The sequence below is a fragment of the Streptomyces crystallinus genome (genome assembly GCF_039521265.1).
Classification (GTDB): domain Bacteria; phylum Actinomycetota; class Actinomycetes; order Streptomycetales; family Streptomycetaceae; genus Streptomyces; species Streptomyces crystallinus.
Window position 1 is genome coordinate 128,773 of the sequence record NZ_BAAACA010000043.1, and the last position, 25,630, is coordinate 154,402.

General features: G+C 72.0%; 23 protein-coding genes. 6 read left to right on the top strand and 17 right to left on the bottom strand.

From position 1 onward, the window contains the following. The first annotated feature begins 92 nt into the window (after positions 1-92). Complete coding sequence (argS, locus tag ABD236_RS29590; protein WP_344078889.1) at positions 93-1,853, top strand: arginine--tRNA ligase; 1,761 nt, start codon at positions 93-95, stop codon at positions 1,851-1,853. A 22-nt stretch (positions 1,854-1,875) separates the two neighbouring features. Here argS and ABD236_RS29595 read toward each other — a convergent pair whose 3' ends face one another. After that, on the bottom strand, positions 1,876-3,288 hold the full coding sequence (locus ABD236_RS29595) for a helix-turn-helix domain-containing protein (protein WP_344078892.1): 1,413 nt from the start codon (positions 3,286-3,288) through the stop codon (positions 1,876-1,878). 347 nt (positions 3,289-3,635) lie between these two features. Between ABD236_RS29595 and ABD236_RS29600 the strand changes: the two genes are divergently transcribed. Beyond that, on the top strand, positions 3,636-4,403 hold the full coding sequence (locus ABD236_RS29600) for a DUF4232 domain-containing protein (protein WP_344078894.1): 768 nt from the start codon (positions 3,636-3,638) through the stop codon (positions 4,401-4,403). Between the two features lie 9 nt (positions 4,404-4,412). On the opposite strand, the gene ABD236_RS29605 is transcribed toward ABD236_RS29600, so the two are convergent. After that, positions 4,413-5,606, bottom strand: a complete 1,194-nt coding sequence (locus ABD236_RS29605; RefSeq protein ID WP_344078896.1) for an aminotransferase-like domain-containing protein — start codon at positions 5,604-5,606, stop codon at positions 4,413-4,415. A 162-nt stretch (positions 5,607-5,768) separates the two neighbouring features. Between ABD236_RS29605 and ABD236_RS29610 the strand changes: the two genes are divergently transcribed. Beyond that, the gene (locus ABD236_RS29610) at positions 5,769-6,674 is read left to right on the top strand and encodes a hypothetical protein (protein WP_344078898.1); all 906 of its coding nucleotides are present in this window, start codon (positions 5,769-5,771) and stop codon (positions 6,672-6,674) included. Here the strand turns inward: ABD236_RS29610 and ABD236_RS29615 are convergent. The 7 genes from ABD236_RS29615 to ABD236_RS29645 all read right to left on the bottom strand — a co-directional run bounded on the left by ABD236_RS29615 (position 6,643) and on the right by ABD236_RS29645 (position 14,449). After that, complete coding sequence (locus ABD236_RS29615) at positions 6,643-7,620, bottom strand: molybdopterin-dependent oxidoreductase (protein WP_344078900.1); 978 nt, start codon at positions 7,618-7,620, stop codon at positions 6,643-6,645. The two genes, ABD236_RS29610 and ABD236_RS29615, sit on opposite strands and share 32 nt — an antisense overlap. Before the next feature lie 13 nt (positions 7,621-7,633). Next, positions 7,634-8,620, bottom strand: coding sequence for a porphobilinogen synthase (hemB, locus tag ABD236_RS29620; RefSeq protein ID WP_344078902.1), 987 nt, complete (start codon positions 8,618-8,620; stop codon positions 7,634-7,636). Positions 8,621-8,815: 195 nt separating this feature from the next. Next, complete coding sequence (locus ABD236_RS29625) at positions 8,816-10,477, bottom strand: bifunctional uroporphyrinogen-III C-methyltransferase/uroporphyrinogen-III synthase (RefSeq protein WP_344078904.1); 1,662 nt, start codon at positions 10,475-10,477, stop codon at positions 8,816-8,818. Continuing rightward, positions 10,474-11,448 carry a hydroxymethylbilane synthase gene (gene hemC, locus ABD236_RS29630; protein WP_344078906.1) on the bottom strand — a complete coding sequence of 325 codons (975 nt, stop codon included), beginning with the start codon at positions 11,446-11,448 and terminating at the stop codon, positions 10,474-10,476. Before hemC ends, ABD236_RS29625 begins: the two co-directional genes overlap by 4 nt. After that, the gene (locus ABD236_RS29635) at positions 11,445-13,037 is read right to left on the bottom strand and encodes a glutamyl-tRNA reductase (RefSeq protein ID WP_344078909.1); all 1,593 of its coding nucleotides are present in this window, start codon (positions 13,035-13,037) and stop codon (positions 11,445-11,447) included. Before ABD236_RS29635 ends, hemC begins: the two co-directional genes overlap by 4 nt. Beyond that, a complete protein-coding gene (locus tag ABD236_RS29640) occupies positions 13,034-13,816 on the bottom strand; it encodes a redox-sensing transcriptional repressor Rex (protein WP_344078911.1) in 783 nt (260 codons plus the stop codon). Before ABD236_RS29640 ends, ABD236_RS29635 begins: the two co-directional genes overlap by 4 nt. A gap of 342 nt (positions 13,817-14,158) precedes the next feature. Further along, positions 14,159-14,449 (bottom strand): glutaredoxin family protein, encoded by a 291-nt coding sequence (locus tag ABD236_RS29645; RefSeq protein WP_344078913.1) that lies wholly within the window; start codon positions 14,447-14,449, stop codon positions 14,159-14,161. Positions 14,450-14,564: 115 nt separating this feature from the next. Here ABD236_RS29645 and ABD236_RS29650 point away from each other — a divergent pair, with 115 nt between their 5' ends. From ABD236_RS29650 to ABD236_RS29660, 3 genes are all read left to right on the top strand, one after another. After that, complete coding sequence (locus ABD236_RS29650) at positions 14,565-15,542, top strand: HAD family hydrolase (RefSeq protein ID WP_344078915.1); 978 nt, start codon at positions 14,565-14,567, stop codon at positions 15,540-15,542. A 594-nt stretch (positions 15,543-16,136) separates the two neighbouring features. Further along, positions 16,137-16,925: an ECF subfamily RNA polymerase sigma factor, BldN family gene (locus ABD236_RS29655; protein ID WP_344078917.1), complete on the top strand. Its 789-nt coding sequence runs from the start codon at positions 16,137-16,139 to the stop codon at positions 16,923-16,925. 283 nt (positions 16,926-17,208) lie between these two features. Next, positions 17,209-18,396: a DUF5667 domain-containing protein gene (locus ABD236_RS29660; RefSeq protein ID WP_344078919.1), complete on the top strand. Its 1,188-nt coding sequence runs from the start codon at positions 17,209-17,211 to the stop codon at positions 18,394-18,396. Between the two features lie 77 nt (positions 18,397-18,473). On the opposite strand, the gene ABD236_RS29665 is transcribed toward ABD236_RS29660, so the two are convergent. The 8 genes from ABD236_RS29665 to ABD236_RS29700 form a co-directional block, all read right to left on the bottom strand. Next, positions 18,474-19,544, bottom strand: a complete 1,071-nt coding sequence (locus ABD236_RS29665; RefSeq protein WP_344078921.1) for a lysophospholipid acyltransferase family protein — start codon at positions 19,542-19,544, stop codon at positions 18,474-18,476. A 14-nt stretch (positions 19,545-19,558) separates the two neighbouring features. Beyond that, positions 19,559-20,641: an NAD-dependent epimerase/dehydratase family protein gene (locus ABD236_RS29670; RefSeq protein ID WP_344078923.1), complete on the bottom strand. Its 1,083-nt coding sequence runs from the start codon at positions 20,639-20,641 to the stop codon at positions 19,559-19,561. 228 nt (positions 20,642-20,869) lie between these two features. Beyond that, positions 20,870-20,968, bottom strand: a complete 99-nt coding sequence (locus tag ABD236_RS29675; RefSeq protein ID WP_003948845.1) for a 30S ribosomal protein bS22 — start codon at positions 20,966-20,968, stop codon at positions 20,870-20,872. Positions 20,969-21,077: 109 nt separating this feature from the next. After that, a complete protein-coding gene (locus ABD236_RS29680; protein WP_344078925.1) occupies positions 21,078-21,287 on the bottom strand; it encodes a helix-turn-helix domain-containing protein in 210 nt (69 codons plus the stop codon). 128 nt (positions 21,288-21,415) lie between these two features. Next, entirely contained in the window at positions 21,416-22,231 is an 816-nt protein-coding gene (locus ABD236_RS29685) for a phosphatase (RefSeq protein WP_344078927.1), read from the bottom strand. Between the two features lie 262 nt (positions 22,232-22,493). Next, positions 22,494-23,657, bottom strand: a complete 1,164-nt coding sequence (locus ABD236_RS29690; RefSeq protein WP_344078929.1) for an acetoin utilization protein AcuC — start codon at positions 23,655-23,657, stop codon at positions 22,494-22,496. After that, on the bottom strand, positions 23,626-24,840 hold the full coding sequence (locus tag ABD236_RS29695; RefSeq protein WP_344078931.1) for an MFS transporter: 1,215 nt from the start codon (positions 24,838-24,840) through the stop codon (positions 23,626-23,628). Before ABD236_RS29695 ends, ABD236_RS29690 begins: the two co-directional genes overlap by 32 nt. A 58-nt stretch (positions 24,841-24,898) precedes the next feature. After that, complete coding sequence (locus tag ABD236_RS29700) at positions 24,899-25,543, bottom strand: HAD family hydrolase (protein ID WP_344078933.1); 645 nt, start codon at positions 25,541-25,543, stop codon at positions 24,899-24,901. Positions 25,544-25,630 lie beyond the last annotated feature (87 nt).

The following is a 25,630-nucleotide window of genomic DNA, read 5'->3' on the forward strand; positions in this document are numbered from 1 at the left end:
AGAACCGGGAGACGCCCCCGTGGGAGAATCCCCCTGTACGCATCCTGTCCGCAAACCCTTTGCGGACGGCCGACCGACAGGAAACGGAACCCATGGCTTCGGTCCCTTCCCTCGCTTCCACTGTCCAGCAGCGCCTGGCGGACGCCCTCTCGGCAGCTCTGCCGGAGGCCGGCTCCACCGACCCGCTGCTGCGACGAAGCGACCGGGCCGACTTCCAGGCCAACGGCATCCTGGCGCTCGCGAAGAAGCTCAAGGGCAATCCGCGCGAGCTGGCGGCCAAGGTCACCGGTGTGCTCGACTCCGGTGACCTGCTGAAGGACGTCGAGGTCTCGGGCCCCGGCTTCCTCAACATCACGCTCACCGACGCGGCGATCACCAGCACGCTGGCCGCGCGCGCCGCCGACGACCGGCTCGGCGTGCCGCTGAAGGAGAACCCGGGCATCACGGTCGTCGACTACGCCCAGCCGAACGTGGCCAAGGAGATGCACGTCGGCCATCTGCGCTCGGCGGTCATCGGCGACGCGCTGCGCGCCATGCTCGACTTCACCGGTGAGAAGACCATCGGCCGCCACCACATCGGCGACTGGGGCACCCAGTTCGGCATGCTCATCCAGTACCTGATCGAGCACCCGGGCACCCTGGCCCCGGCCGACGAGGTCGACGGCGAGCAGGCCATGTCGAACCTGAACCGGGTCTACAAGGCCTCCCGCGCGGTCTTCGACACGGACGAGGAGTTCAAGGAGCGCGCCCGCAAGCGGGTCGTCGCCCTCCAGTCCGGCGACAAGGAGACGCTGGAGCTGTGGCAGCGGTTCGTCGACGAGTCGAAGGTCTACTTCTACTCGGTCTTCGAGAAGCTGGACATGGAGATCCGCGACGACGAGATCGTGGGTGAGTCCGCGTACAACGAGGGCATGCCCGAGACCGCCCGCCTCCTGGAGGAGATGGGCGTCGCGGTGCGCTCCGAGGGCGCGCTGGTGGTGTTCTTCGACGACATCCGCGGCAAGGACGACCAGCCCGTCCCGCTGATCGTGCAGAAGGCCGACGGCGGCTTCGGTTACGCGGCCTCCGACCTGACGGCGATCCGCAACCGCGTCCAGGACCTGCACGCCACCTCGCTGATCTACGTGGTGGACGTGCGCCAGTCGCTGCACTTCAAGATGGTCTTCGAGGCGGCGCGCCGCGCGGGCTGGCTGACCGACGACGTCACCGCCCACAACATGGGCTACGGCACGGTCCTCGGCGCGGACGGCAAGCCGTTCAAGACCCGTGAGGGCGAGACGGTCAAGCTGGAGGACCTGCTCGACGAGGCCGCCGAGCGGGCCACCGCGGTGGTGCGCGAGAAGGCCGAGCGGGTGGGCCTGAGCGAGGAGGAGATCGTCGAGAACGGCCGGTACGTCGGCATCGGCGCCGTGAAGTACGCGGACCTGTCGACCTCGGCCAACCGCGACTACAAGTTCGACCTGGACCAGATGGTGTCGCTCAACGGCGACACGTCCGTGTACCTCCAGTACGCGTACGCCCGGATCAGGTCGATCCTGCGCAAGGCCGACGACAGGAAGCCCGCCGCCCACCCGGAGCTGGCACTCGCCCCGGCCGAGCGGGCCCTCGGTCTGCACCTGGACGCCTTCGGCGAGCTGCTCGCGGAGGCGACCGCCGAGTACGCGCCGCACAAGCTGGCCGCGTACCTGTACCAGCTGGCGTCGCTGTACACGACGTTCTACGACCAGTGCCCGGTCCTGAAGGCCGAGTCGGCGGAGCTGGTGGAGAACCGCCTGTTCCTGTGCGACCTGACCGCCCGGACGCTCCACCAGGGCATGGCCCTGCTCGGCATCCGGACGCCCGAGCGCCTCTGACCGGCCCCGTGCGGGGAGCGGCTCACGTGGTGAGCCGCTCCCACACGTTGGTGTCGCCCCGGTACTCGTACGCCGGGCGGCCCTTGACGGCGCTGCTGTGGAACGGCTTGCCGCTCTCGTCGTAGACCGGGATCTTCCCGAAGCGGTCGCCGCTGCTCCACTCCACCTCCAGGTACCAGGTCACCTCGTGCGCGTCGGTGTGCACATCGAGGTTGAGCACCTGCGGGTCCGTCGTGGACACCTTGTACGGGAAGTCGGTGGCCGGCACATGGGCGTCACCCTGCGTCCCGCCGACCGGCTTGGTGCGCGGCTGCGCCTTGTCCAGGTCGATATCGAAGAAGCCCGGGGTGACCCCGCCGCCGCAGCCCGAACCCATCGAGTACGCGGTCCAGTCGAGCGGCGCGTCGCGCTCCACGACCTTCACGTTCACGGCGTTGATGACGACCGACTCACGGGTCTTGCCGGTCGCGGTGAGCTGGAGGGTGAGATGCCCGCCGTCGACCCCGCCGAGCACCGAGGCCCAGGGGCGGCTCTCGTACGGGTCGGGCGGCTTCGGCACCGCGTTGGGCTTCTGGTCCATCAGATAGAACTTCCCGCACGGCCCGTCCCACTGGTACGAGCTGATGCCGACGCCGACCGGGGCCTGGGCGGCCGGTACCGGCTTGCGGACGGCCGGCGCCGAGGGGGTGGGGCTGCTGGAGCGGCCGGCGCTGGCGGACGGGCTCGGCGAGGAGGCCTTCGGGCTCGGGGAGGTGGACTTGGGGGGCGTGATCCTCGGCGCGGTGCTCCCGGTCTCCCGCGCGTCGGCGACGGTCGAGCTCTTGGCGTCCTTGTCGTCCCCGGACCCGCCGGACAGGCTCGCGACGGCGACGGCCGGGACGGCCAGAGCCGTGACGGCGGCGGCCCCGATGAGCACGAGCCGGGTGCGCTTGCTCAGCCGCTTGCGGGGCGGCGGGGCGGTGGCCGCGCCGGTGACCGTGCGGACGACGGGGGACTCGTCGGAACCGGCCCCGGAGTCGCCCGCCTCGGGCGCGGGCGCGGGGGCGGGTGCGGGTGCGGGTGCGGCCTTGGCGGACCCGTTCGGAATCTCTGACTCCGGTTCCGCTTTCGATTCCGGTCGGGGCGCCTCCGCAGCCGTCGACGCGGCCGGGCGGGCCGCCTCCGCCGCTGCCGTGCCACGCGCCCGGCGCCGGGCCTCGTCCGCCAGGATCCAGCGGCGGTGGAGCTCGACGGACTCCTCCCGGGTGGCGCCGCAGAGCCGGGCCAGCCGGTCCACGGGGGCGAACTCGTTGGGCACGGCGTCACCGTTGCAGTACCGGTGGAGCGTCGACGTGCTCACATGGAGCTTGCCCGCGAGGACGCCGTAACTCCGTCCGGAACGGTCCTTCAACTCCCTGAGCAGCGCCGCGAAATCCTCGGACTCAGCCGTAGCCACGAGCCGTTCCCCTCCCCTGTGCGTCCCGGAACCGCGTTCCAGGGGAAGGGTGTTTCCCCAGGTCAAGGCGTGTTCCGGCGTTCCAGCTTCCCCCATTGTCCCCTGCCGGTTGCGGTCGCCGCAGACCGGCCAGCAAGGTGAGTGCATCAACCAGCCAGACCGGCACCACGGGGGAGCAGTCCATGCGATTGCGCATCCGGGTCAACCTGGCGGACTCGATGGCCGCCGCGATGCTGGCCGCTTCGGTGGCCACCTTGATCGCGCTGATCCTCAGTCTTCACGCCTGACCCGCTCAGCACGTACGACCCACAGACCTACGCACCGAATCAACGGGGAGCCGATCCACCATGCGCACCAACCTCCGCATCACCGCCGCCGCGACCACCGCCCTCGTCGCCGCGCTGTCCCTGAGCGCCTGCGGCAGCGACTCCGGTTCGAAGGCCGCGGACAAGCCGTCGACGCCGGCCGCCACGGCGCCGGCCACCACCGGCCCGGACGGCACCGCCCGGGGCGCCACGACCGGCGGTGACACGGCGGGGACGACGGGCGGTACGGGCGGCACCTCGGGCGCCACCGGCGGGTCCGGCTCGTCCACCGGCGGCCAGGGCACCGCCAAGCCCGCCAAGTCCACCGGCAAGCACCCGGGCGGCCAGTCCGGTTCGGGTTCCGGTTCGGGTTCCGGTTCCGGCAAGCGCGTCACCTGCACCGGCTCGAACATCAAGCTGACCGCGACCCCGGTCTCCCGCCCGATCAACCACATCCTGCTGACGGCCACCAACACCGGCAAGACCACCTGCGACGCCTACAACGCCCCGGCGGTCAAGTTCTCCAACGCCCAGTCGCCGATCGCGGTCGACAAGGACACCATCCCGCAGGCGGTGGTCTCGCTCGCCCCGGGCAGGTCGGCGTACGCGATGGTGCGCACCCAGGGCGAGCCCGACGGCACCGACCCGTACATGACCAGCCAGGTCGTCGTGTACTTCTCCGGCGCCGCCGGCATGGAGTCCGTGGGCCGCTCCGCCTACGCCTCGCTGTCCAAGCCGGTCGGTGTCGTCGACGCCCAGGCCATGGCCACCTACTGGCAGTCGAACGTGGACCCGATCAGCGCCTGGTGACCGGCACGGTCACCCCCGTCGCAGCGCCCGCCCCAGCCGCCGCAGCCCCTCCGCGATCTCCTGCGGCGCCGAGGTGACGAAGCACAGCCGCAGCGCGGCCGGATCGGGCGTCCCCGCGAAGAAGGGCGCGCCGGGCACGTACGCCACGTCATGAGCGACCGCCTCCTTCAGGGAGGCGGTCGCGTCGCTTCCCGGCGGCAGCGTGGCCCACAGGAACATGCCGCCCTCGGGCCGGTTCCACGAGGCGCCCTCGGGCAGCGCGTCCGCGAGCCCGGCGAGCATGGCGTCGCGGCGCTCGCCGTAGGCGGCGCGCACCCGGGCCGTATGGGCGTCCAGGTCCCGGTCGGCCAGATAGCGGGCGGCGGCCAGCTGGTTGACGGTCGGGGTGTGCAGATCGGCGGCCTGCTTGGCGACGCCGCAGGCCCGCAGCAGCGCCTCGGGCGCCCGCAGCCAGCCGAGCCGCAGCCCCGGCGCCATGATCTTCGAGTAGCTGCCGAGCAGTACGGTCCGGTCGGCGGCCTCCTCGTACGAGGAGATCCACGGCACGCTCTCGCCCTCGTAGCGCAGCTCGCCGTACGGGTCGTCCTCGACCACCCACAGCCCGCGCCGGGCGGCGACCTCGGCGACGGCGCGGCGCCGCTCGGCGGTCATGGTGCGCCCGGTCGGATTCTGGAAGGTGGGCACCGAGTAGAAGAGCTTGGGGCGCTCCCGGGCGACGAGTTCGTCCAGGGCGGCGGGGTCGGGCCCGTCCGCGTCCGAGGGCACGGCCACGACCCGGGCTCCGGCGAACCCGAAGACCTGGAGGGCCGCGAGGTAGCAGGGGTCCTCGACGAGGACGGTGTCGCCGGGCTCGACCAGCGCGGCCGCCAGCAGCGTCAGGCCCTGCTGCGAGCCGGTGGTGACCAGCAGCTGCCCGGCCCCGGTGGGCAGTCCGCGCGCGGTGAGCCGGGCGGCGGTGGCCGCGCGCAGCCCCGGGTCGCCCTCGGTCGTCGAGTACTGGAGCGCCGCGCGGCCCTCGCCCGCGAGGACGGCGTCGAACGCCTCGCGCATGCCCGCCACGTCGAACAGCTCCGGCGCGGGCAGCCCGCCCGCGAACGAGATGACCTCGGGCCGCGCGGTGAGCGCCAGGATCTCCCGTACGGGCGAGGAGCCCACGAAGACGGCGCGCGCGGCGAGTTCGGGTGGTGCGGCAGTGGCGTTCATGAGCGGCCCCCAGTCGTTTAGTAGGACATCCAACCAGCCCGGCAGCGTACGCACTTCCGTGCTGCCTACATATGCCTGTCCGTCTTTTGGGCGCCCGCCGAGGCCCCGCCCCGCTCGTTACCCCGGTGACGACACAGGAGCGCGACGACGCCGGGAGGGCCATTGAGCCGGGACGAGGAACAGCGGGACGGACCCGTCCGGTCGGAGCTCACCGTGCACCCCGAGGGCACGTGGCTGTACGTGGGCGAGCCGCACGGCATCCTGCGCGTCCCGCTGGGCCAGGACGGCCGCCCGGAGGCCCCGGCCGAGTGGACCCCGGGCATCCGGCCGTACGGGGTGGCGGCGGACGGCACCGGCACCTGTCTGTACGTCACCGACCCGGCGGGCGAGCGGCTGCTGTGGCATGTGCTGGACGCGGCGGGCCGACCCGCGCGGGGCGTCGGCTGGCAGGTGTACACCCCGCCGGGCGCGGGCCCGGCCGGCACGGTGGTGGCCCACCCCTCGCTCCCGCTCCTCTATGTCGCCGACCGCGACGAGAAGACGGCCGTCTCCTGTCTGCCCCTGGGCGCCGACCACCGGCCCGGCGACGACGGCACGACGACGCTGTGGGTACGCGGCACCGCCCCCTTCCACAAGGGCCTGGCCGTCCACCCCGCGGGCACCCACCTCTACGTCAGCGACCCCGCCGGGCGCACCCTGAACGTCTTCGCGCTGCGCGCCGACGGCCGGGCCGACTCCGACGGCCCGTCGCTGACCCACCGGGTGCCGCCCGCGCCGGGCCCGCTGGCCGTGCACCCGGCGGGCGAGTGCCTCTACTTCGCGGACCGCGAGACGGGCACCCTGCACCGGGCCGCCCTGGCCCCCGGCGGACTCCTCGACCAGGACACCGACCCCGAGCAGCTGCCGGGCTTCACGGTGCCCGGGTGCACCGGGGTCGCGGTGCACCCGCGCGGCACCTATCTCTACGCGGCCACCGCGATCACGCTCGCGGTGACGGAGCTGAACACGCTGACCGGCCGGCCCTCGGGGCGCCCGGTCACGCTTCCGCTGCCGCGCCGCCGGGCGTGACGGTGACCGTGATCTCGTGCACGGAGTTGCGCAGCCCCGGCGGCGGCTGGACGCGGCCGTCGCGGTCGGTGGCGCGGGCGCGGATGCGGTGCGGGCCGGGCGGAAGGCGCAGGGAGAGGGTGAAGGGCTGCCAGGCGGGCTCGTCGCCGAGGGGGTCGAGGGAGGCGGGCCGCCAGTCCCCGTCGTCCACGCTCACCTCGACCGAGACGACCTCGCCGACGCTCCAGGCACGCCCGACCAACTCGACGATCCCGTCCGCCAGTTGATCCCCGTCCCGCGGGCTGAGGATCTTGCTGCCGACGTCCACGGCACGCACCGGGCGCCGGACCTGCTCGCCCGGGTGGACCCGGGTGTAGAAGCGCGTGGTGAACATGTGGTCCGGCCGCTCCTCGGCCAGGACGATCCGGGTCAGCCACTTCACCGAGTTGGTGCCGAACATCCGGGGCACCACGGCCCGCAGCGGGTGCCCGTGCCGGGCGGTGAGCGGCTCGCCGTTCATCTCGTACGCGAGGAAGACGTCCCGCCGGGCGGTCTCCAGCGGCAGGTCCTTCACATAACTCAGCCCGTCCTCGCCGTCGAAGGACCCGGTGTCCGCCCCCTCGAACAGGACGTGCCGCGCGGCGGCGAGCGGCCCGGCACGGTCGAGGAGGACGGACAGGTCGAACCCGGTCCACCGCAGGTTGGCGACGGCCCGGGTCGGCACGTCGGGCCGGAACGGGTTGCCGAAGCACTCGTGGAACGCGGTGAAGCGGCGGGCGGGCAGGGCGAGCACGTCGTCGAGCCGCAGCAGCAGGGGCCGCTCGACGAGCCCCTCCACCGACAGCGTCCAGGAGTCGGCGTCGACGTCGGGGACGCCGAGGTGGGCGCGTACGAAGACGTGGTCGACGGGTGTGAGGAAGTCCGTGACGTCGTCGAAGTCGCGTACGTCCAGCGCCTGTTCACCCATCGCCCGCCCCGTTCTAGAGCCCTCGGGCGACCTCCGTCGCCCAGTACGTCAGGATCATGTTGGCACCGGCCCGCTTGATTCCCGTCAGAGTCTCCAGGATGGCCCGGTCGCGGTCGATCCAGCCCTTCTCGGCGGCGGCCTCGACCATCGCGTACTCACCGCTGATCTGGTAGGCGGCGACCGGCACGTCGACGGACTCGGCGACCTTGGCGAGGACGTCGAGGTAGGGGCCCGCGGGCTTCACCATGACCATGTCCGCGCCCTCTTCGAGGTCGAGGGCGAGCTCGCGCAGGGACTCGCGGACGTTGGCGGGGTCCTGCTGGTAGGTCTTGCGGTCCCCGCGCAGGGAGGAGCCCACGGCTTCCCTGAAGGGCCCGTAGAAGGCGGAGGAGTACTTCGCGGTGTAGGCGAGGATGGAGACGTCCTCGTGGCCGGTCTGGTCCAACGCGTCGCGGACGACGCCGACCTGACCGTCCATCATGCCGCTGGGGCCGACCGCGTGGACGCCGGCGTCGGCCTGGACCTGGGCCATCTCGGCGTACCGCTCCAGGGTGGCGTCGTTGTCGACGCGGCCGTCGGCGTCCAGGACGCCGCAGTGGCCGTGGTCGGTGTACTCGTCGAGGCAGAGGTCGGACATGATGACCAGGTCGTCGCCGACCTCCTCGCGTACGGCGCGGATGGCGACCTGGAGGATCCCGTCGGGGTCGGTCCCCGCGGTGCCGTTGGCGTCCTTCTTCTCGTCCACCGGCACCCCGAAGAGCATGATCCCGGCGACCCCGGCCTCCACGGCCTCCACGGCGGCCTTGCGCAGCGTGTCCATGGTGTGCTGGACGACACCGGGCATGGCCTGGATCGGCACGGGTTCCGTGATGCCCTCCCGTACGAAGGCGGGGAGGATCAGGTCGGCGGGGTGCAGCCGGGTCTCGGCGACCATGCGGCGGATGGCGGGGGTGGTGCGGAGCCGCCGGGGGCGGGCGCCGGGGAAGGATCCGTAGGTCATGTCCCTACGCTACGCCCGCCCAATCCCCCTTTGTCCCCGGGGCTCCGCCCCCTTTTGGGGCCCGGCCTTTGTCTGCGGCTGAGTGGGTGGCTGGTCGCGCAGTTCCCCGCGCCCCTAAAAGCGCCTGTCCCTAGGGGCGCGGGGAACTGCGCGAGAAGAGGCCACGACCCGCAGACGGAGAACTCCACCCGACCGTCAGGTCGTGCGGCGCCGCCGCGCGCCGGGGCGCCGCTCGCTCGGGCGGGTCACGTGCTCCCCCGCCTCCACCGCCGCGTCACGCCGCGCCGCCCCGAACTCCGCCAACGCCTCCGCCAGCTTCAGCACCGACGGCTCGGGAGCCATGACATCGACCCGCAGGCCGTGCTCCTCCGCCGTCTTGGCCGTCGCCGGGCCGATACACGCGATCACGGTCACGTTGTGCGGCTTGCCGGCGATGCCTACGAGGTTGCGGACCGTCGAGGACGAGGTGAAGAGCACCGCGTCGAACCCGCCGCCCTTGATCGCCTCGCGCGTGTCGGCCGGCGGCGGCGACGCCCGTACGGTCCGGTAGGCCGTGACGTCGTCCACCTCCCAGCCCAGCTCGATCAGGCCCGCCACCAGCGTCTCGGTGGCGATGTCGGCGCGGGGGAGGAACACGCGGTCGATCGGGTCGAAGACCGGGTCGTACGGGGGCCAGTCCTCGAGGAGGCCCGCCGCCGACTGCTCACCGCTCGGCACCAGGTCCGGCTTGACGCCGAACTCCACCAGCGCGGCGGCCGTCTGCTCGCCCACCGCCGCGACCTTGATCCCGGCGAACGCCCGCGCGTCGAGCCCGTACTCCTCGAACTTCTCGCGCACCGCCTTCACCGCGTTGACGGAGGTGAACGCGATCCACTCGTAGCGGCCCGTCACCAGGCCCTTGACCGCCCGCTCCATCTGCTGCGGGGTGCGCGGCGGCTCGACGGCGATCGTCGGCACCTCGTGCGGCACCGCGCCGTACGAACGCAGCTGGTCGGAGAGCGACGCCGCCTGCTCCTTCGTACGCGGTACGAGCACCCGCCAGCCGAACAGCGGCTTGGACTCGAACCACGACAGCTGGTCGCGCTGGGCGGCGGCGGTGCGCTCGCCGACCACGGCTATCACCGGCTGGTGCCCGTCCGGCGAGGGCAGCACCTTGGCCTGCTTGAGGACCTGGGCGACCGAGCCGAGCGTCGCGTTCCAGGTGCGCTGACGGGTCGTCGTACCGGCGACGGTGACCGTCATCGGGGTGTCGGGCTTGCGGCCCGCCGCGACCAGTTCACCGGCCGCGGCCGCCACCGTCTCCAGGGTCGCGGAGACGACGACCGTGCCGTCGCTCGCGCCGACCTCGGTCCAGCAGCGCTCGCCCGCGCTGCGCGCGTCGACGAAGCGGACGTCGGCGCCCTTGGTGTCGCTGAGCGGGACACCGGCGTACGCGGGTACGCCCACCGCCGTCGCGACACCGGGCACGACCTCGAAGGTGATGCCCTCGGCGGCGCAGGCGAGCATCTCCTCGCCCGCGCTGCCGTCGAGGCCGGGGTCGCCGAAGACGGCACGGACGACCCGCCTGCCGGAGCGCGCGGCCTCCATGACAAGATTGGCGGCGTCCCGCAACACGGGGACTCCAGCGGTCGCTGACGCCTCGTCAACGACGGTCAGCTGAGGCGTGTCCACACCTGCCCGCGCATGCGCGCGAACCACGTCGAGCACAGCCGGCTCGGCGATCAGGACATCGGCCGACGCCAGCGCTTCCACGGCGCGCAGCGTCAGCAGTCCCGGGTCCCCAGGGCCGGCACCGAGGAAGGTGACGCACCCGTGCGCGGAGACGGCGGGAAGGTTCGAGGACGTGGTGGGGCTCAAAGTGCTCGCTCCCCCATAAGACCGGCCGCACCCTTGGCAAGCATCTCGACCGCGAGTTCGCGACCGAGCGCCACGGCTTCGTCGTGCGACGCAGGTACGGGACCGGTGATGGACAGCTGCACCAGCGTCGAGCCGTCGGTGGTACCGACGACGCCGCGCAGGCGCATCTCATGAACAACCTGTCCGTCGGCCAGAAGGTCGGCGTACGCACCCACGGGTGCGGAACAGCCGGCCTCCAGGGCGGCGAGCAGGGATCGCTCGGCGGTCACGGCGACCCGGGTGTACGGGTCGTCGAGCTCGGCGAGCGCGGCGGCGAGAGCGGCATCGGCTGCCGTGCACTCGATCGCCAGTGCCCCCTGGCCGGGGGCGGGCAGCATGGTGTCGACCGGCAGGAAGTCGGTCACCTCACCGATCCTGCCGATGCGGTTGAGCCCGGCGGCGGCGAGTACCACCGCGTCGAGCTCCCCGCTGTGCGCGAATCCGATCCGGGTGTCGATGTTCCCCCGGATCGGCACGGTCTCGACGGCCAAGCCGTGGCTGCGCGCGTACGCGTTCAGCTGGGCCATGCGCCGCGGCGAGCCGGTGCCTATGCGGACCGGGCGGCCCTCGGCGGAGGCGGCCAGCTCGGTCAGGGTCAGCCCGTCGCGCGCCACCAGCACGTCGCGCGGGTCCTCGCGGACCGGCACGGCGGCGAGCACGAGGTCGTCGGGCTGGGCGGTGGGCAGGTCCTTGAGGGAGTGCACCGCGAAGTCGACGTCGCCGCGCAGCAGCGCGTCGCGCAGCGCGGTCACGAAGACGCCCGTGCCGCCGATCTGCGCCAGGTGCTCGCGCGAGGTGTCGCCGTACGTGGTGATCTCCACCAGCTCGACCGGACGCCCGGTCAGCTGCCGTACGGCGTCGGCCACCTGGCCGGACTGGGCCATGGCGAGCATGCTGCGCCTGGTCCCCAGCCTCAGTGCTTTCTGGGTCATGACCGCCCTCGGTTCTTCGCGTCTCGGCTCTTGACGTCGACGTCGTTCAGATCGGCCCGCGACACGGCGGCGACCGTCTCCGGGTCGAGGTCGAAGAGAGTGCGCAGCGCGTCCGCGTACCCGGCGCCGCCGGGTTCGGCCGCCAGCTGCTTGATCCGCACGGTCGGCGCGTGCAGGAGCTTGTCGACGACGCGGCGCACGGTCTGGGTGACCTCGGCGCGCTGGCGGTCGTCCAGGTCGGGCAGCCGGCCTTCGAGCCGGGCCACCTCGCCGGCGACCACGTCGGCGGCCATCGCGCGCAGCGCGACCACGGTCGGCGTGATGTGCGCGGCGCGCTGGGCGGCGCCGAAGGCCGCGACCTCGTCGGAGACGATCGCGCGGACCTGGTCGACGTCGGCGGCCATCGGCGCGTCGGCCGAGGCCTCGGCGAGCGACTCGATGTCGACCAGGCGCACCCCGGGGATGCGGTGGACGGCGGCGTCGATGTCGCGCGGCATGGCGAGGTCGAGCAGCGCCAGCCGGACCGGGCCGGTCTGCGCGGGGATGCGGGTGCGGGCGGCGGGCCGGGTGCCGGTGGCGTTGTCGGCCCAACTGCCGTGCAGCTCGAGCGAGTCGGCGTCGACCGGCTCGCCCTGTTCGCGTACCGCCTCGGCCTCGGCGACCGCGGTGTACGCGGCGAGCGAGGCACCGGCGGCGGCCGTCGCGGCGAAGTCGGCGGGACAGCCCTCGGGGGCCGGGTGAGCGGCGGGGGCGACGGCCGGGGCCCCGACCGCCTCGCCGACGGCCTGCGCGGTCAGCACCAGACCGGTCGCGCCGGTACAGGAGACGGCCACGTCGACTCGTGTCAGCTCGCGTGCGACATCGGCCATCGCCACCGTACGGGCGGCCGTGCCCGACTCGGTGAGGATCTCCACCAGGCGCTCGGCGCGGGCGGGCGTGCGGTTGGCGACGATCACCTCGCGCACCCCGGCGCGCGCCAGCGTCGCCGCGGCCAGCGAGGACATCGAGCCCGCGCCGATCACCAGGGCGCGCTTGTCCTTCGCCCAGGTCTCCACCGGTACGCCGACGGCCAGCTGCTCCAGGCCGAAGGTGACCAGGGACTGCCCGGCCCGGTCGATGCCGGTCTCGCTGTGGGCGCGCTTGCCGACCCGCAGGGCCTGCTGGAACAGGTCGTTGAGCAGCCGCCCGGCGGTGTGCAGCTCCTGCCCCAGCGCCAGGGTGTCCTTGATCTGGCCGAGGATCTGGCCCTCGCCCACGACCATCGAGTCAAGACCGCACGCCACCGAGAAGAGGTGGTGGACGGCCCGGTCCTCGTAGTGCACATAGAGATACGGAGTGAGCTCCTCCAGGCCGACGCCGCTGTGCTGGGCGAGCAGCGTGGAGAGCTCGGCGACGCCCGCGTGGAACTTGTCCACGTCCGCGTACAGCTCGATGCGGTTGCAGGTGGCCAGGACCGCCGCCTCGGCCGCGGGCTCCGCGGCGAGGGTGTCCTGAAGCAGCTTGACCTGCGTGTCCGCCGACAGCGAGGCCCGCTCCAGGATGCTGACGGGGGCGCTGCGGTGGCTGAGGCCGACGACCAGGAGGCTCATGCCGGCATCACGGCGGGCATGTCCCCGTCGGGTCCCTTCCGGTCCACGGCCGCGCCGCCGCGCACCACGGGCGCCACTACCTCGGAGACACCGCCGGCCTCGCCCGCGGCGGCGTCCTCACCGGCCTTGCGCTGCTCGTGGAAGGCGAGGATCTGGAGCTCGATGGAGAGGTCGACCTTGCGCACGTCGACGCCCTCGGGCACCGACAGGACCGTCGGCGCGAAGTTCAGGATGGAGGTGACCCCGGCGGCGACCAGGCGGTCGCAGACCGGCTGCGCGGCGCCCGCCGGCGTCGCGATGACGCCGATGGAGACACCGTTCTCGCTGATGATCTTCTCCAGGTCGTCGGAGTGCTGCACCGGGATCCCGGCGACGGGCTTGCCCGCCATCGCGGGGTCCGCGTCGATCAGCGCCGCGACCCGGAAGCCGCGGGAGGCGAACCCGCCGTAGTTGGCGAGGGCGGCGCCCAGGTTTCCGATGCCGACGATGACGACCGGCCAGTCCTGGGTGAGGCCGAGCTCGCGGGAGATCTGGTAGACGAGGTACTCGACGTCGTAGCCCACGCCCCTGGTCCCGTAGGAGCCGAGGTACGAGAAGTCCTTGCGCAGCTTGGCGGAGTTGACCCCCGCCGCCGCGGCCAGCTCCTCGGAGGAGACCGTGGGCACGGAGCGCTCCGACAGTCCGGTCAGCGCACGCAGATACAGCGGAAGCCTGGCGACGGTGGCCTCGGGGATTCCTCGGCTACGGGTCGCCGGTCGGTGAGTTCGGCCAGTTGCCACGGTGCTCCTGCGGGATGAGCGAGGCAGGCGGCCATGTGTCCCAGGACCGCCCCGTCGAATGCAGGCTATGTCTTTGTGAACGCGTGCACAAAGATGGTGTCCGCTTTGTCCGAGCAAAGTGACCGGGCTCACGCGAACCGGCGCCGATTTCCGGGAACCGAAGCCGAACTCGGTCCGTTGGGATCCCGAAGGGGGCAAAACCGTACACACCTCTCCACGATGACACCCCCGAACGCGACAAAACGACCTCGATGGTAACCGCAACTACCGCTGATCACCCATTCGATCACCGGGCGGCGGACCACCAGGGGTTCACGGGCGGGCACCGGCGCCCCACCCGCCTCAGGCGCCCAGCGCACTCCTGAGCCGCGCGGGGTCCACGCGCCAGAAGGTGTGCTGCGCGCCGTCGACGAGGACGACCGGGATCTGCTCCCAGTACTCGCGGTGCAGCGCCTCGTCCTGAGTGATGTCCTTCTCCTCCCACTCCGCACCCGTCTCGGCGCAGACACGCTCGATCACGGCCCGGGCGTCGTCGCACAGATGGCACCCCGGCTTGCCGATGAGCGTGACGAGCGGCGGGGCGGAGGGGCCGGGGTTCTGCGGGGACTTCCCGCGCCGGAAGAGAGGACTCATACGTCCATTCTCCGCCTCGCGCGGACGGCCGGGCGCCCCCTCGCGCCACGAGGAGTTCACCCCGTCGCATCCCGGCGTGTCGGGCCGTACCGAACAGACTGGCTATGCTCACGACATGGCCGTACTGGGATGGCTCACCCCTCGTAGGCGCTCGGCGACAGCCCGCAGTGTGCTGGCCGGCGAGGCCGCAGCCGAGGCCGCCCGCAAGTCGGAGCAGGAGCTCGCGGAACTGGCCGAGGCGGAAGCGGAAGCCAGAAGGAAGGCAGAAGCAGATTCCGCATCGGGGTCCGCCCCCGCCGAACCGGAGTTCCCGGTGGCCGGCGACCATCTGGCGGCGGCCTTCTTCGACCTCGACAACACCGTGATGCAGGGCGCGGCGATCTTCCACTTCGGGCGGGGCCTGTACAAGCGGAAGTTCTTCCAGCGCCGCGACCTGGCGCGGTTCGCCTGGCAGCAGGCGTGGTTCCGGCTCGCCGGGGTCGAGGACCCCGAGCACATGCAGGACGCGCGCGAGAGCGCCCTGTCCATCGTCAAGGGCCACCGCGTCTCCGAGCTGATGTCCATCGGCGAGGAGATCTACGACGAGTACATGGCGGACCGCATCTGGCCCGGCACACGCGCGCTGGCCCAGGCGCACTTGGACGCGGGCCAGAAGGTGTGGCTGGTGACGGCCGCGCCGGTGGAGACCGCGACGATCATCGCGCGCCGGCTGGGCCTGACGGGCGCGCTGGGCACGGTCGCGGAGTCGGTGAACGGCGTGTACACCGGCCGCCTGGTGGGCGAGCCGCTGCACGGCCCCGCCAAGGCGGAGGCGGTACGCGCGCTGGCGGCGGCGGAGGGCCTGGACCTCACGCGCTGCGCGGCGTACAGCGACTCGCACAACGACATCCCCATGCTGTCCCTGGTGGGCCACCCCTACGCCATCAACCCCGACGCGAAGCTGCGCAAGCACGCCCGGGCGAGGGAGTGGCGCCTGCGCGACTACCGCACGGGCCGCAAGGCGGCGAAGGTGGGGATCCCGGCGGCGGCGGGCGTAGGCGCGCTGGCCGGCGGCACGGCAGCGGCAGTGGCCCTGCACCGCCGCCGCCGCTAACGCCCGAACCTGCCTTCACCTGCGGCCCGGTGGTGGGTTGCCCGCGCAGTTCCCCGCGCCCCTAAACCCGCCTTCGTCCGCAGACCGTGGCCGGTTGCTCGCGCAGTTCCCCGCGCCCCTAGGGGGTTGGCCGCAGCCGGAGAACTCAGCTCAGCCACAGGCTTTTAGGGGCGCGGGGAACTGCGCGAGAAGCGGCCACCGGGCCGCAGCCGAAAGGACACCCGGCGGCAGCCGAGAGCGCTCGGGACGCGGCCCCACCCCCGGAGGGTTTAGGGAAGGGGCGGGGAGGGGCCCAATCCGGGACCACATACCCGCAGGAAACCCCCACCAGTCCCCCACCCCCCACTCGGCCACATCCCACCCCCCAACCGATCAACATCGATCACCACAACGCCACACCCCGCTCACACTCCGCAACCCAATCCGCCCCATAGACGTAACAGAAGCGACGGAATCGACGATTTGAGCAACTGGGTGTAGCGCTCCCTGCACGAAGCGTTATTCTCCTCAGACGCATACCGGAACCCACACATCGCCACGGCGGGTGAACGGTCCCGCACTGCACGTGATGGAAGCTCTGCCTCTGGGAGTCCCGTGTACCCACACGTCGGGGTTGACGCCTCGGGCCTGGCTACGCTGCGCGCAGCGGTCGTCGACCGTCTGCGCGTCTTCGTCCCCACCGCGTACGCCACCGCCCCCGCCTTCGCCACCGCCTCACCCCTCGGTGCCTGCTACGCGCTGGCAGACGGCGGTGCCGCGGTCGGCAGACGGAGCGGCGGCCGCAGCACGGGCACGTCCGCGACGCCGACCGCCCGCCGCCCCAGCGCGGACAGCGACAGCGCCCGCATGATGGACCTCGTCGAGCGCGCCCAGGCGGGCGAGGCCGAGGCCTTCGGGCGGCTGTACGACCAGTACAGCGACACCGTGTACCGGTACATCTACTACCGCGTCGGCGGCAAGGCCACCGCCGAGGACCTCACCAGCGAGACCTTTCTGCGCGCGCTGCGCAGGATCTCCACCTTCACCTGGCAGGGCCGCGACTTCGGCGCCTGGCTGGTCACGATCGCGCGCAACCTGGTCGCCGACCACTTCAAGTCGAGCCGTTTCCGACTGGAAGTGACCACCGGCGAAATGCTCGACGCCAACGAGGTGGAGCGCTCGCCCGAGGACTCCGTCCTGGAGTCCCTCTCCAACGCGGCCCTCCTCGAAGCCGTACGGAAACTCAACCCGCAGCAGCAGGAGTGCGTCACCCTGCGCTTCCTCCAGGGCCTCTCGGTCGCCGAGACCGCCCGGGTCATGGGCAAGAACGAGGGCGCCATCAAGACCCTCCAGTACCGCGCCGTACGCACCCTCGCCCGACTCCTGCCCGAAGACGCCCGCTGACGGCGTCCCCCGGGCCGCTCCCCGCGCACGCGGGGCGCGGCCGCCCGCGCGCCGGGCTCTCAACTCACCTACGGTGAGCGCTCAGTGGTGCCCTGATCACGCTGTGGTCCGATCATCCTTCGTCCGTAACCCAAGTGCCGCGTCCGTCGTTGTGCCGGATGCAGGCTCCCTGTGGTCACGCCATGTTCACGACCGCTCACTCGATCGTGTGGAAGTGCTCAAGGCGTGCAACCTTCCAGGCCCCTTGGGGAGTCGACCGTGATGACGAGAGGAGGTGCCGCCAGTGATCGCGAACGTATCGGCGCACCGGCGGGCGAACGCCTTCGCCCAGGCCCTGGAAGAAGCCTCGGCGGCCCAGCAGCCACCTGCCACCCCGGCCGCCCGGGCCGAACCGGCGGCGGAAGCCGACCTGTTGACCCTGGCGACCGTCCTCGGCGAGCTGCCGAAACCGGAGCTGGACCCGCAGGTGAAGGTGGAGCAGCGGGCGCTGCTCGTCGCCGCCATGGAGCAGATGTTCGCTTCGGGTGACGCCACCGACCCTCGGATGCCCGAGCAGCGGACCGGCAAGGGCGCCCACCGGGCGGCCCCGCTCCGGAAATTGCGCCCCCGCTCCCGCTGGTCGAAGGGCATCGCCGCGGGCGGCCTCAGCATCGGTGTGGCCGCGGGCGCGTTCAGCGGCGTGGCCGCTGCCAGCTCCGACGCCCTCCCCGGTGACTCGCTCTACGGGCTGAAGCGCGGGATGGAGGACCTCAAGCTCAACCTGGCGGACGACGACGCCGACCGCGGCCGGATCTACCTCGACCAGGCCTCCACCCGGCTCAGCGAGGCCCGTCGGCTGATGGAGCGGGGCCGCGCCGGCGACCTCGACCACGAGCAGCTGAGCGAGGTCCGCCGCGCGCTCAGCGGGATGCAGCACGACGTGACCGAAGGCCACCGCCTGCTGCACGCCGCCTATGCCAAGGACGGCTCCCTCGGCCCCATCGCCGCCCTGTCGTCGTTCGCCTCGGCGCACCGCGAGAGCTGGAGCAAGCTGCGCGGCAAGCTCCCCGCCCAGCTCTCCGACGTCGGCGACAAGGTCACCTCCGTCTTCGCCGCCATAGACGAAGAGGTCGCGCCGCTGCGCTCGATGCTCCCCGCGCCCAAGACGAAGACCCATGGGCGTACGGAGACATCGCACCAGAGCGAGACGAGCCACACGGCCCGCCCCGCCCCGGCCACCCCCTCGTCCCCGGCGCACGGCACCGCGAGCGGCGGCGGCACCAAGTCGCAGCAGCCCGCCACCCCGGGCAGCAAGCCGAACGAGGGCCTGCTCGGCGGCAACACCGGCGGCCTCCTCGACCCGCCGTCGAAGGAGGCCCCGCCGGCCTCCAGCACCACCCCGGCCAAGCCACCGGTCCCGGACGTCACCCTGCCCCCGCTGCTGCCGGGCCTGCTCCCGGGCCTCGGCATCGAGGGCGAGGACGCGAAGTAGCTCCGCCGGACACAGGTGTGGGGCGCCCTCGCAAGAGGCGCGCCCCACACCCGTAAGCCGTTGCGGCAGGACCGCCGCTAGAAGAACACCGACCGCCGCTGCACCAGCAGCTTGTACAGCGTGTGCTGGATCTGCTCCCGCACCTGGTCCGTCAGGTTGAACATCAGCATCGGGTCCTCCGCCGCCTCCGGCGGATACCCGTCGGTCGCGATCGGCTCGCCGAACTGGATCGTCCACTTCGTCGGCAGCGGCACCAGCCCGGCCGGCCCCAGCCACGGGAACGTGGGCGTGATCGGGAAGTAGGGGATCCCGAGCAGCCGCGCCAGCGTCCTGGAGTTGCCGATCATCGGGTAGATCTCCTCGGCCCCGACGATCGAGCACGGCACGATCGGCGTCCCGGCCCGCAGCGCGGTCGACACGAACCCGCCCCGCCCGAACCGCTGGAGCTTGTACCGCTCGCTGAACGGCTTGCCGATGCCCTTGAAGCCCTCCGGCATCACCCCGACGACCTCACCGCGCTCGAGCAGCGCCTGGGCGTCCTCGGCGCAGGCCAGCGTGTGCCCGGCCTTGCGGGCCAGCTCGTTGACGACCGGCAGCATGAACACCAGGTCCGCCGCGAGCAGCCGCAGATGCCGCCCCGCCGGATGGTGGTCGTGCACCGCCACCTGCATCATCAGCCCGTCCAGCGGCAGCGTCCCGGAGTGGTTGGCGACGACCAGCGCCCCGCCCTCGGCCGGGATGTTCTCGACGCCCTTCACCTCCACCCGGAAGTACTTCTCGTAGAACGGGCGGAGCAGGGACATCAGGACCTGGTCGGTGAGCTCCTCGTCGTAACCGAACTCGTCGACCTCGTAGTCACCGGTGAGCCGCCGCCGCAGGAAGGCGAGCCCGCCCGCGATCCTGCGGTCCCAGCCGCCGTCCCCGCCGGGGGCGCCCCGCTGCTCGGCGGCGGCGTCAGCGGGCTCCTGCGGGCTCCCGCCGCCCTCCGGGTCCGGGGAGCCGCTCTGCTGGCCCGGCAGGGCGCTCACCGCGGCGGGAGCTGCCTCCGGGGCCGCCCCCCGCCGCCCGCCGGAGCGGCGCCGGGCCGGGCGCTGCGCACCGCCGCGCGAGCGGTCGTCGTCGAACGGAATGACCTTGGCGTCCGCCATCGTGGTCGATCTCCTCATTCCGCGCCGGGAGTGGACAAGGGGGAAGGGGCCGCGGCGGCCCCGGAGAAGGGCCGCAACGGCAGCGCTGCCACCCCGTCCACGGCCCTCGCCAGGGCGTCCGGCGGCAGCAGACCGGGGCCCCGGCTGCGCGCGAAGTCGGCGAACGCCTCCGCCGTCGAGTACTTCGGCTCGAAGCCCAGTGTCTCCCGCATCTGCGCGGTGCTCACCACCCGGCCGTGGGTGAGCAGCCTGATCTGCTCCGGCGAGAAGTCGCTCACCCCCACCGACCGCAACGCCGTACCCACCCACCGCACGGCGGGCAGCAGCACCGGCACGGTCGGCCGGCCCAGGCGCCGCGAGCACTGCGAGAGCAGCAGCACGCCCTCCCCGGCCACGTTGAAGGTGCCGCTGTTGAGCGTTCCGCGCCTCGGCTCGTGCGAGGCGATGCGCAGCACGTCGATGACGTCGTCCTCGTGGACGAACTGGAGCCGGGGGTCGTAGCCGAACACGGTCGGCAGCACCGGCAGCGAGAAGTACTCGGCGAGCGGCGAGTCCGCGCCCGGCCCCAGGATGTTGGCGAACCGCAGCACACACACCGCCACATCGGGCCGGCGCCGTGCGAAGCCGCGCACATACCCCTCGACCTCGACGGCGTCCTTCGCGAAGCCGCCGCTCGGCAGCGACTTCGGCGGGGTCGTCTCGGTGAAGACGGCCGGATCGCGCGGCGCCGACCCGTACACGCTGGTGCTCGACTTCACCACGAGCCGCCGCACCGACGGCGACTTCTGGCAGGCGCCGAGCAGCTGCATGGTGCCGATGACGTTGGTCTCCTTCACCGACGTCCGCCCGCCCGCCCCCAGCGGCGTACCCGTCACGTCCATGTGCACGACGGTGTCCACGGCGTGCTCGGCGAGCACCCGGGCGATGGCGGGCTGGCGTATGTCCGCCCGTACGAAATCGGCTCCGCCCAGATGGTGGCCCGGCGGCACGGCGTCCACACCGATCACCCGGTCCACCTCCGGGTCACGCTGGATGCGCCGCACGAGACGGCCCCCGAGCTGCCGGGCCACTCCGGTGACGAGCACGACCTTCCCCAAGATCAGCGCCTTCCTCTGGCCTGAGTTGCACCCTGGCCGCCACGGTAGCGGCTGAATGCCGACCGATGGCGACCGCGTCCTCGCCGGTGGCCGATAAAACGGCCCCGAAAAACGTGCCGGCCGCACTCCCGGGCCCTCGAAAGGGCATACGGGATATGCGGCCGGTACACGCACCGCAGCCCTCCCACCAGGACGGCGGAAGGGCTGCGAGTCACGTACAGCTGTCGCTTACTTCTTGTTGCGACGCTGAACGCGGGTGCGCTTGAGCAGCTTGCGGTGCTTCTTCTTAGCCATCCGCTTGCGCCGCTTCTTGATAACAGAGCCCACGACTACCCTCGCTCACTTCTCTTCACTCGGTGCGGGGCGTCTGGGCCCACACGACCTACGAGGGGCTAGCCTACCCGCCCGAGCGCAGAGGTCGTAACCGAGGGCTCCGTCAGGCTGTCTCCACCCCCACGAAGGACTCTCGGAGGTACTCCTGCACCGCCTGCTCGGGGACCCGGAAGGACCTTCCCACCCGGATCGCCGGCAGATGACCGCTGTGTACCAAGCGGTACACGGTCATCTTCGACACGCGCATCACCGCGGCGACTTCCGCCACGGTCAGGAACACGACCTCGTTCAGAGGCCTCTGATCAGCAGCCATGACCCACCTGTACCTTCCGCACCCGACGCGCACCGGCTTCCCCTCCGGTGACTCTTCGTCGCTGTGCGCTCACTCCCCAGACTAGGGGCGGGTGGTGCGAGTGGGGAAGAGGAGCTGCGAACGGCCGCCTACTGTGACAGACACGCTCGATTGAGTACATAGCGAGTAAGCGGCCGGTAGTAATCAGACCGCACAGCGTCATCAAGCGGAACGGCTACGGACACGCGCCCCTCGGCCTCTCCGACGAACAGCGCGGGATCGTCCGTATCGGCCAGGCCGACCGCCTCGATACCCAGCTGACCTGCTCCGCAGACCCATCCGTGATCTCCCACGACCAGATCCGGCAGCCGCCCGCGAAGGGTCGCACAGGCGCCCAGAGCCACCCGAACCGGCAGTGGGGAATGGGTGTGCGCGCCGGTCTCACTCCCGGCACCCCGTGCGCCGGGCTCCCGCACCAACGCGACTCCTCGTACGTAGTCAAGGTTGTACGTGCGTACCCCGAACCGGGTCGTTATGTCGACACATCGCCCCTGCGCCGGGGTGAGGACATCACATCCGGCCGCCGACAAAGCGTCCGCGAGGGCGGCGTAGAAGGCGAGCAGCCGGTGCGGATGTCCGGTTCCGAAGAGTACGGCTCCGCGCCGCGCGGCGACGGCCCGGATGCGCGCGGCCAGCGCGTCCAGCCCCGCCAACGTCCGCTCCGGATCGATGACATCCGGACCCGACACATGCGCCGGGTCCGGGCTCACCCCGCACTTGTCCGCCATCAGCCGCAGCAAGTCCCGCTCGCCCCAGCCCCATTCGGGGTCGAGCCCGAGCGTGACGCGCGGGTCGCGGGCCGCGAACAGCCGGTAGCTGCGCAGACTCTCCTCCCGCGAGGTGGCCACAGGCCCGGCCAACCGCGCAGCCAACAGATGCGCCCGCAGCGCCCCGGTGCTCAACACGGGGTCGATGCTGCCGCAGTGGGGGGCCCGGGGGGCGGAATCGGGCCGGAGACCGCACAGTTGGCGTAACGGGCCCCGTCTCCCCCACCCCGCCCCTTCCCGAAAGCTCTCCGGCGAGCGGCCTACTGCTTCGGCTGCGGACCCCGCGCCCCTGGGCAGTTGGGGGCGCGGGGAACTGCGCGAGCAACCCAGCACGGTCCGCAGACAAAAACCGGCCGCTCGCCGGAGAGCTTTCGGGAAGGGGCGGGGCGGGGAGGAACCCCTACGGCAAAAGCCCTCGCAACGGATATACGGCCCGCCGCGTAGCCAACACCGCCTGATCCAGCCGGTCCGCGGGGTCATAACCCGACTCCCAGTCAGCCCACGACACCTCCCGCCCGTCCGTCATCCGCCCCGGCCCCAACTGCCGCGTACGCGCATAGACTTCATCCCGCCACGAGGACGGCACGACCGACGACGGGTCGACGGGCGCATGCCCCGCCACCCCCACCAGATGCGTCCACGACCGCGGCACCACATCCACCACCGCGTACCCCCCGCCCCCCAGCGCGACCCACTTCCCCCCGGCCACATGCTCGTGCGCCAGCGCATGACACGCCTCCTGGACGGCCCGCTGCGCGTCGAGCGACACCGCCAGATGCGCCAGCGGATCCTCGAAGTGCGTGTCCGCTCCGTGCTGCGACACCAGCACCTGGGGACGGAACTCGGCCAGCAGCTCCGGCACCACGGAGTGGAAGGCCCGCAGCCACCCCGCGTCCCCCGTCCCGGCCGGCAGGGCCACGTTCACGGCCGTCCCGTCCGCCCCCGTCTCCTCCGGCCACCCCGTCCCGGGGAACAGCAGCCGGGGATGCTCGTGGAGCGAGATGGTCAGCACCCGGGGGTCGTCCCAGAAGGCCGCCTGCACCCCGTCCCCGTGGTGCACGTCCACATCCACGTACGCGACCCGCTCCGCCCCCAGCTCCAGGAGCCGCGCGATCGCCAGCGCCGCGTCGTTGTAGACGCAGAACCCCGCCGCCCCGCCCGGCATCGCGTGGTGCAGCCCGCCCGTGAAGTTCACCGCGTGCGCCGCGTCCCCGCGCCACACCGCCTCGGCCGCCCCCACGGACTGCCCCGCGATCAGCGCCGACGCCTCGTGCATCCCGGCGAACGCGGGATCGTCCACGGTCCCCAGGCCGTACGCCTGGTCCGCGGCCCCCGGATCCGCCGAGGCGGCGCGTACGGCCGCCACATAGTCCTCGCGGTGGACCAGCCGCAGCGTCGAGTCCCCCGCCGCCGGCGCGGCGACCACCTCGACCGCCCTGTCCAGCCCGTACGCCCGCACCAACCCCATGGTCAGCGAGAGCCGTACCGGATCCATCGGATGGCTCGGTCCGAAGTCGTACGCCGTGACGGCGTCATCCCACATCAACAGTGTGCGGCCGCTCATGCCCGCCACCGTATCGGGCGCCCTCGGCGCCGAACGACGGGGCGTACAGGAGCGTCAGCAGAACCAGCACCATCGGCACCAGCATCGCGCCGCGATAGGTCCACGCCTCACCGAGCCCACCGACGAGCGGCGCCCCGACCAGGTACCCCACGTAGTTGAAGATGTTGATCCGCGCGATGGCGCCGTCGGAGGAGCCCGGGAAGAGCCGTCCGGCCGCCGCGAACGTCTGCGGCACGATCACACACAGCCCGAACCCGAGCAGCGGCAGCCCGAGCATCCCCACCCACGGCCCCGGTGCCACCGCGAGGATCGCGAACCCGGCGCCCGCCAGGACGCTGCCGGCCCGCACCACCGTGACCGGCCCGAACCGCCGCACCACCCGGTCCCCGACGGTCCGCCCGAGCAGCGCCGAGACCACATAGACGTTGTACGGGACCGTGGAGAGCTGCTCGGAGCTGCCGAGGACGTCCTGGAGGTACTTCGCGCTCCAGTTCGCGACGGTCGACTCGCCGATGTAGGCGAAGGCCATGACGAGGCAGAGGGGCAGCAGCAGCCGAAAGACGACGGGCCGGCGCTCGTCACCCGTGAGGGCCGCCTCGGTGGGCACCTGCTGCCCGCCGCGCGGCGCGTCCACGTACCACCGGCTTCCCACCAGACACAGCGGCACCAGGACGACCACGACCGGCAGGTACAGGGTCAACAGCGACAGATGCCAGTGCGCACCGGACCACGCCAGCGAGGAGCCGACGATCCCGCCGAGGCTGAAGGAGGCGTGGAAGCCCAGGATGATGCTGCGGCCGTACGCGTGCTGAAGGCTGACCCCCAGCATGTTCATGGACGCGTCGAGCCCGCCGATGGCCAGCCCGAACATCGCGAACGAGACCGCTGCCTGCCCCAGCCGGTCCCCTGCGGCGACCCCGAGCAGCGCCAGCATGACGAGGGGCTGCACCCACCGCAGGGCGACGCTCGGCGCGACCCGCTTCACCAGGTGCTCGGTGGCCACGCTCCCGACACCTGCCAGGATCGGCACCCCGGCGAGAAAGGCCGGAAGCAGACCGTCGGATATCCCGTACCGGTCCTGGACCGCCGGGATACGTGTCACCAGGAGCGCGAAGGCCACGCCTTGCACGAAGAAACTGAAGGTGAGAGCCGCCCGGCCGTGCCGCAGGCGGGGGTCACTCATGGCCGCGTCCGTCATGGCCGCACAGCCTAGGGCCGAGCCCTACTCCTGGGTAGATGAATCACATGAGCAGTTCGGGCAGCTGTGCCATGTCCGAGAAGAGGGCGGTGGCGCCCTGGAGCCGCTCCTCGGGCGTCATCGCGGTGAAGCCGTAGACGTCCATCCCCGCGGCCCGCGCGGCCTGCACCCCGAGCGGGCTGTCCTCCACGACGGCACACCGCTCCGGCGCGACGCCCATGCGCTCGGCGGCGTACAGGAAGAGATCCGGCGCCGGCTTCCCGCGCCCGACGTCCTGCGAGGAGAACACCCACTCCTCCTCGAACCACTCGTCCAGCCCGGTCTTCCGGTGCCCCACCCGAATCCGCTCATGGCTGCCGGAGGAGGCGACACAGTACGGCACACCGTCCGCCACCAGCTTCGCGAGTACGTCGACGGCCCCGGGCACCGGCTGGAGCTCCCGCTCGAAGGCGGTGAAGACACGGGAGTGGAAGACGTCGTCGAAGTCGGCCGGCAGCGACTGCCCGGTCCGCTCCCCGATCAGCTCGTGGATGCGGTGCATGGCGGAGCCCATGTAGTCGCGGATGGAGTCCTCGTACGAGGTTGGGAAACCGAGGTCGGTGAGGTAGCCCGCGAGGATGGTGTTCGAGAGGGGCTCGCTGTCGACGAGCACACCGTCGTTGTCGAAGATGATGAGGTCATAGCGCATACATCGACCCTAAACGTCGGTAAACGCAGAAAAGCCCCGTACCGGTTTCCCGGTACGGGGCTTTTCTCAAAATTTGTTCGGCGGCGT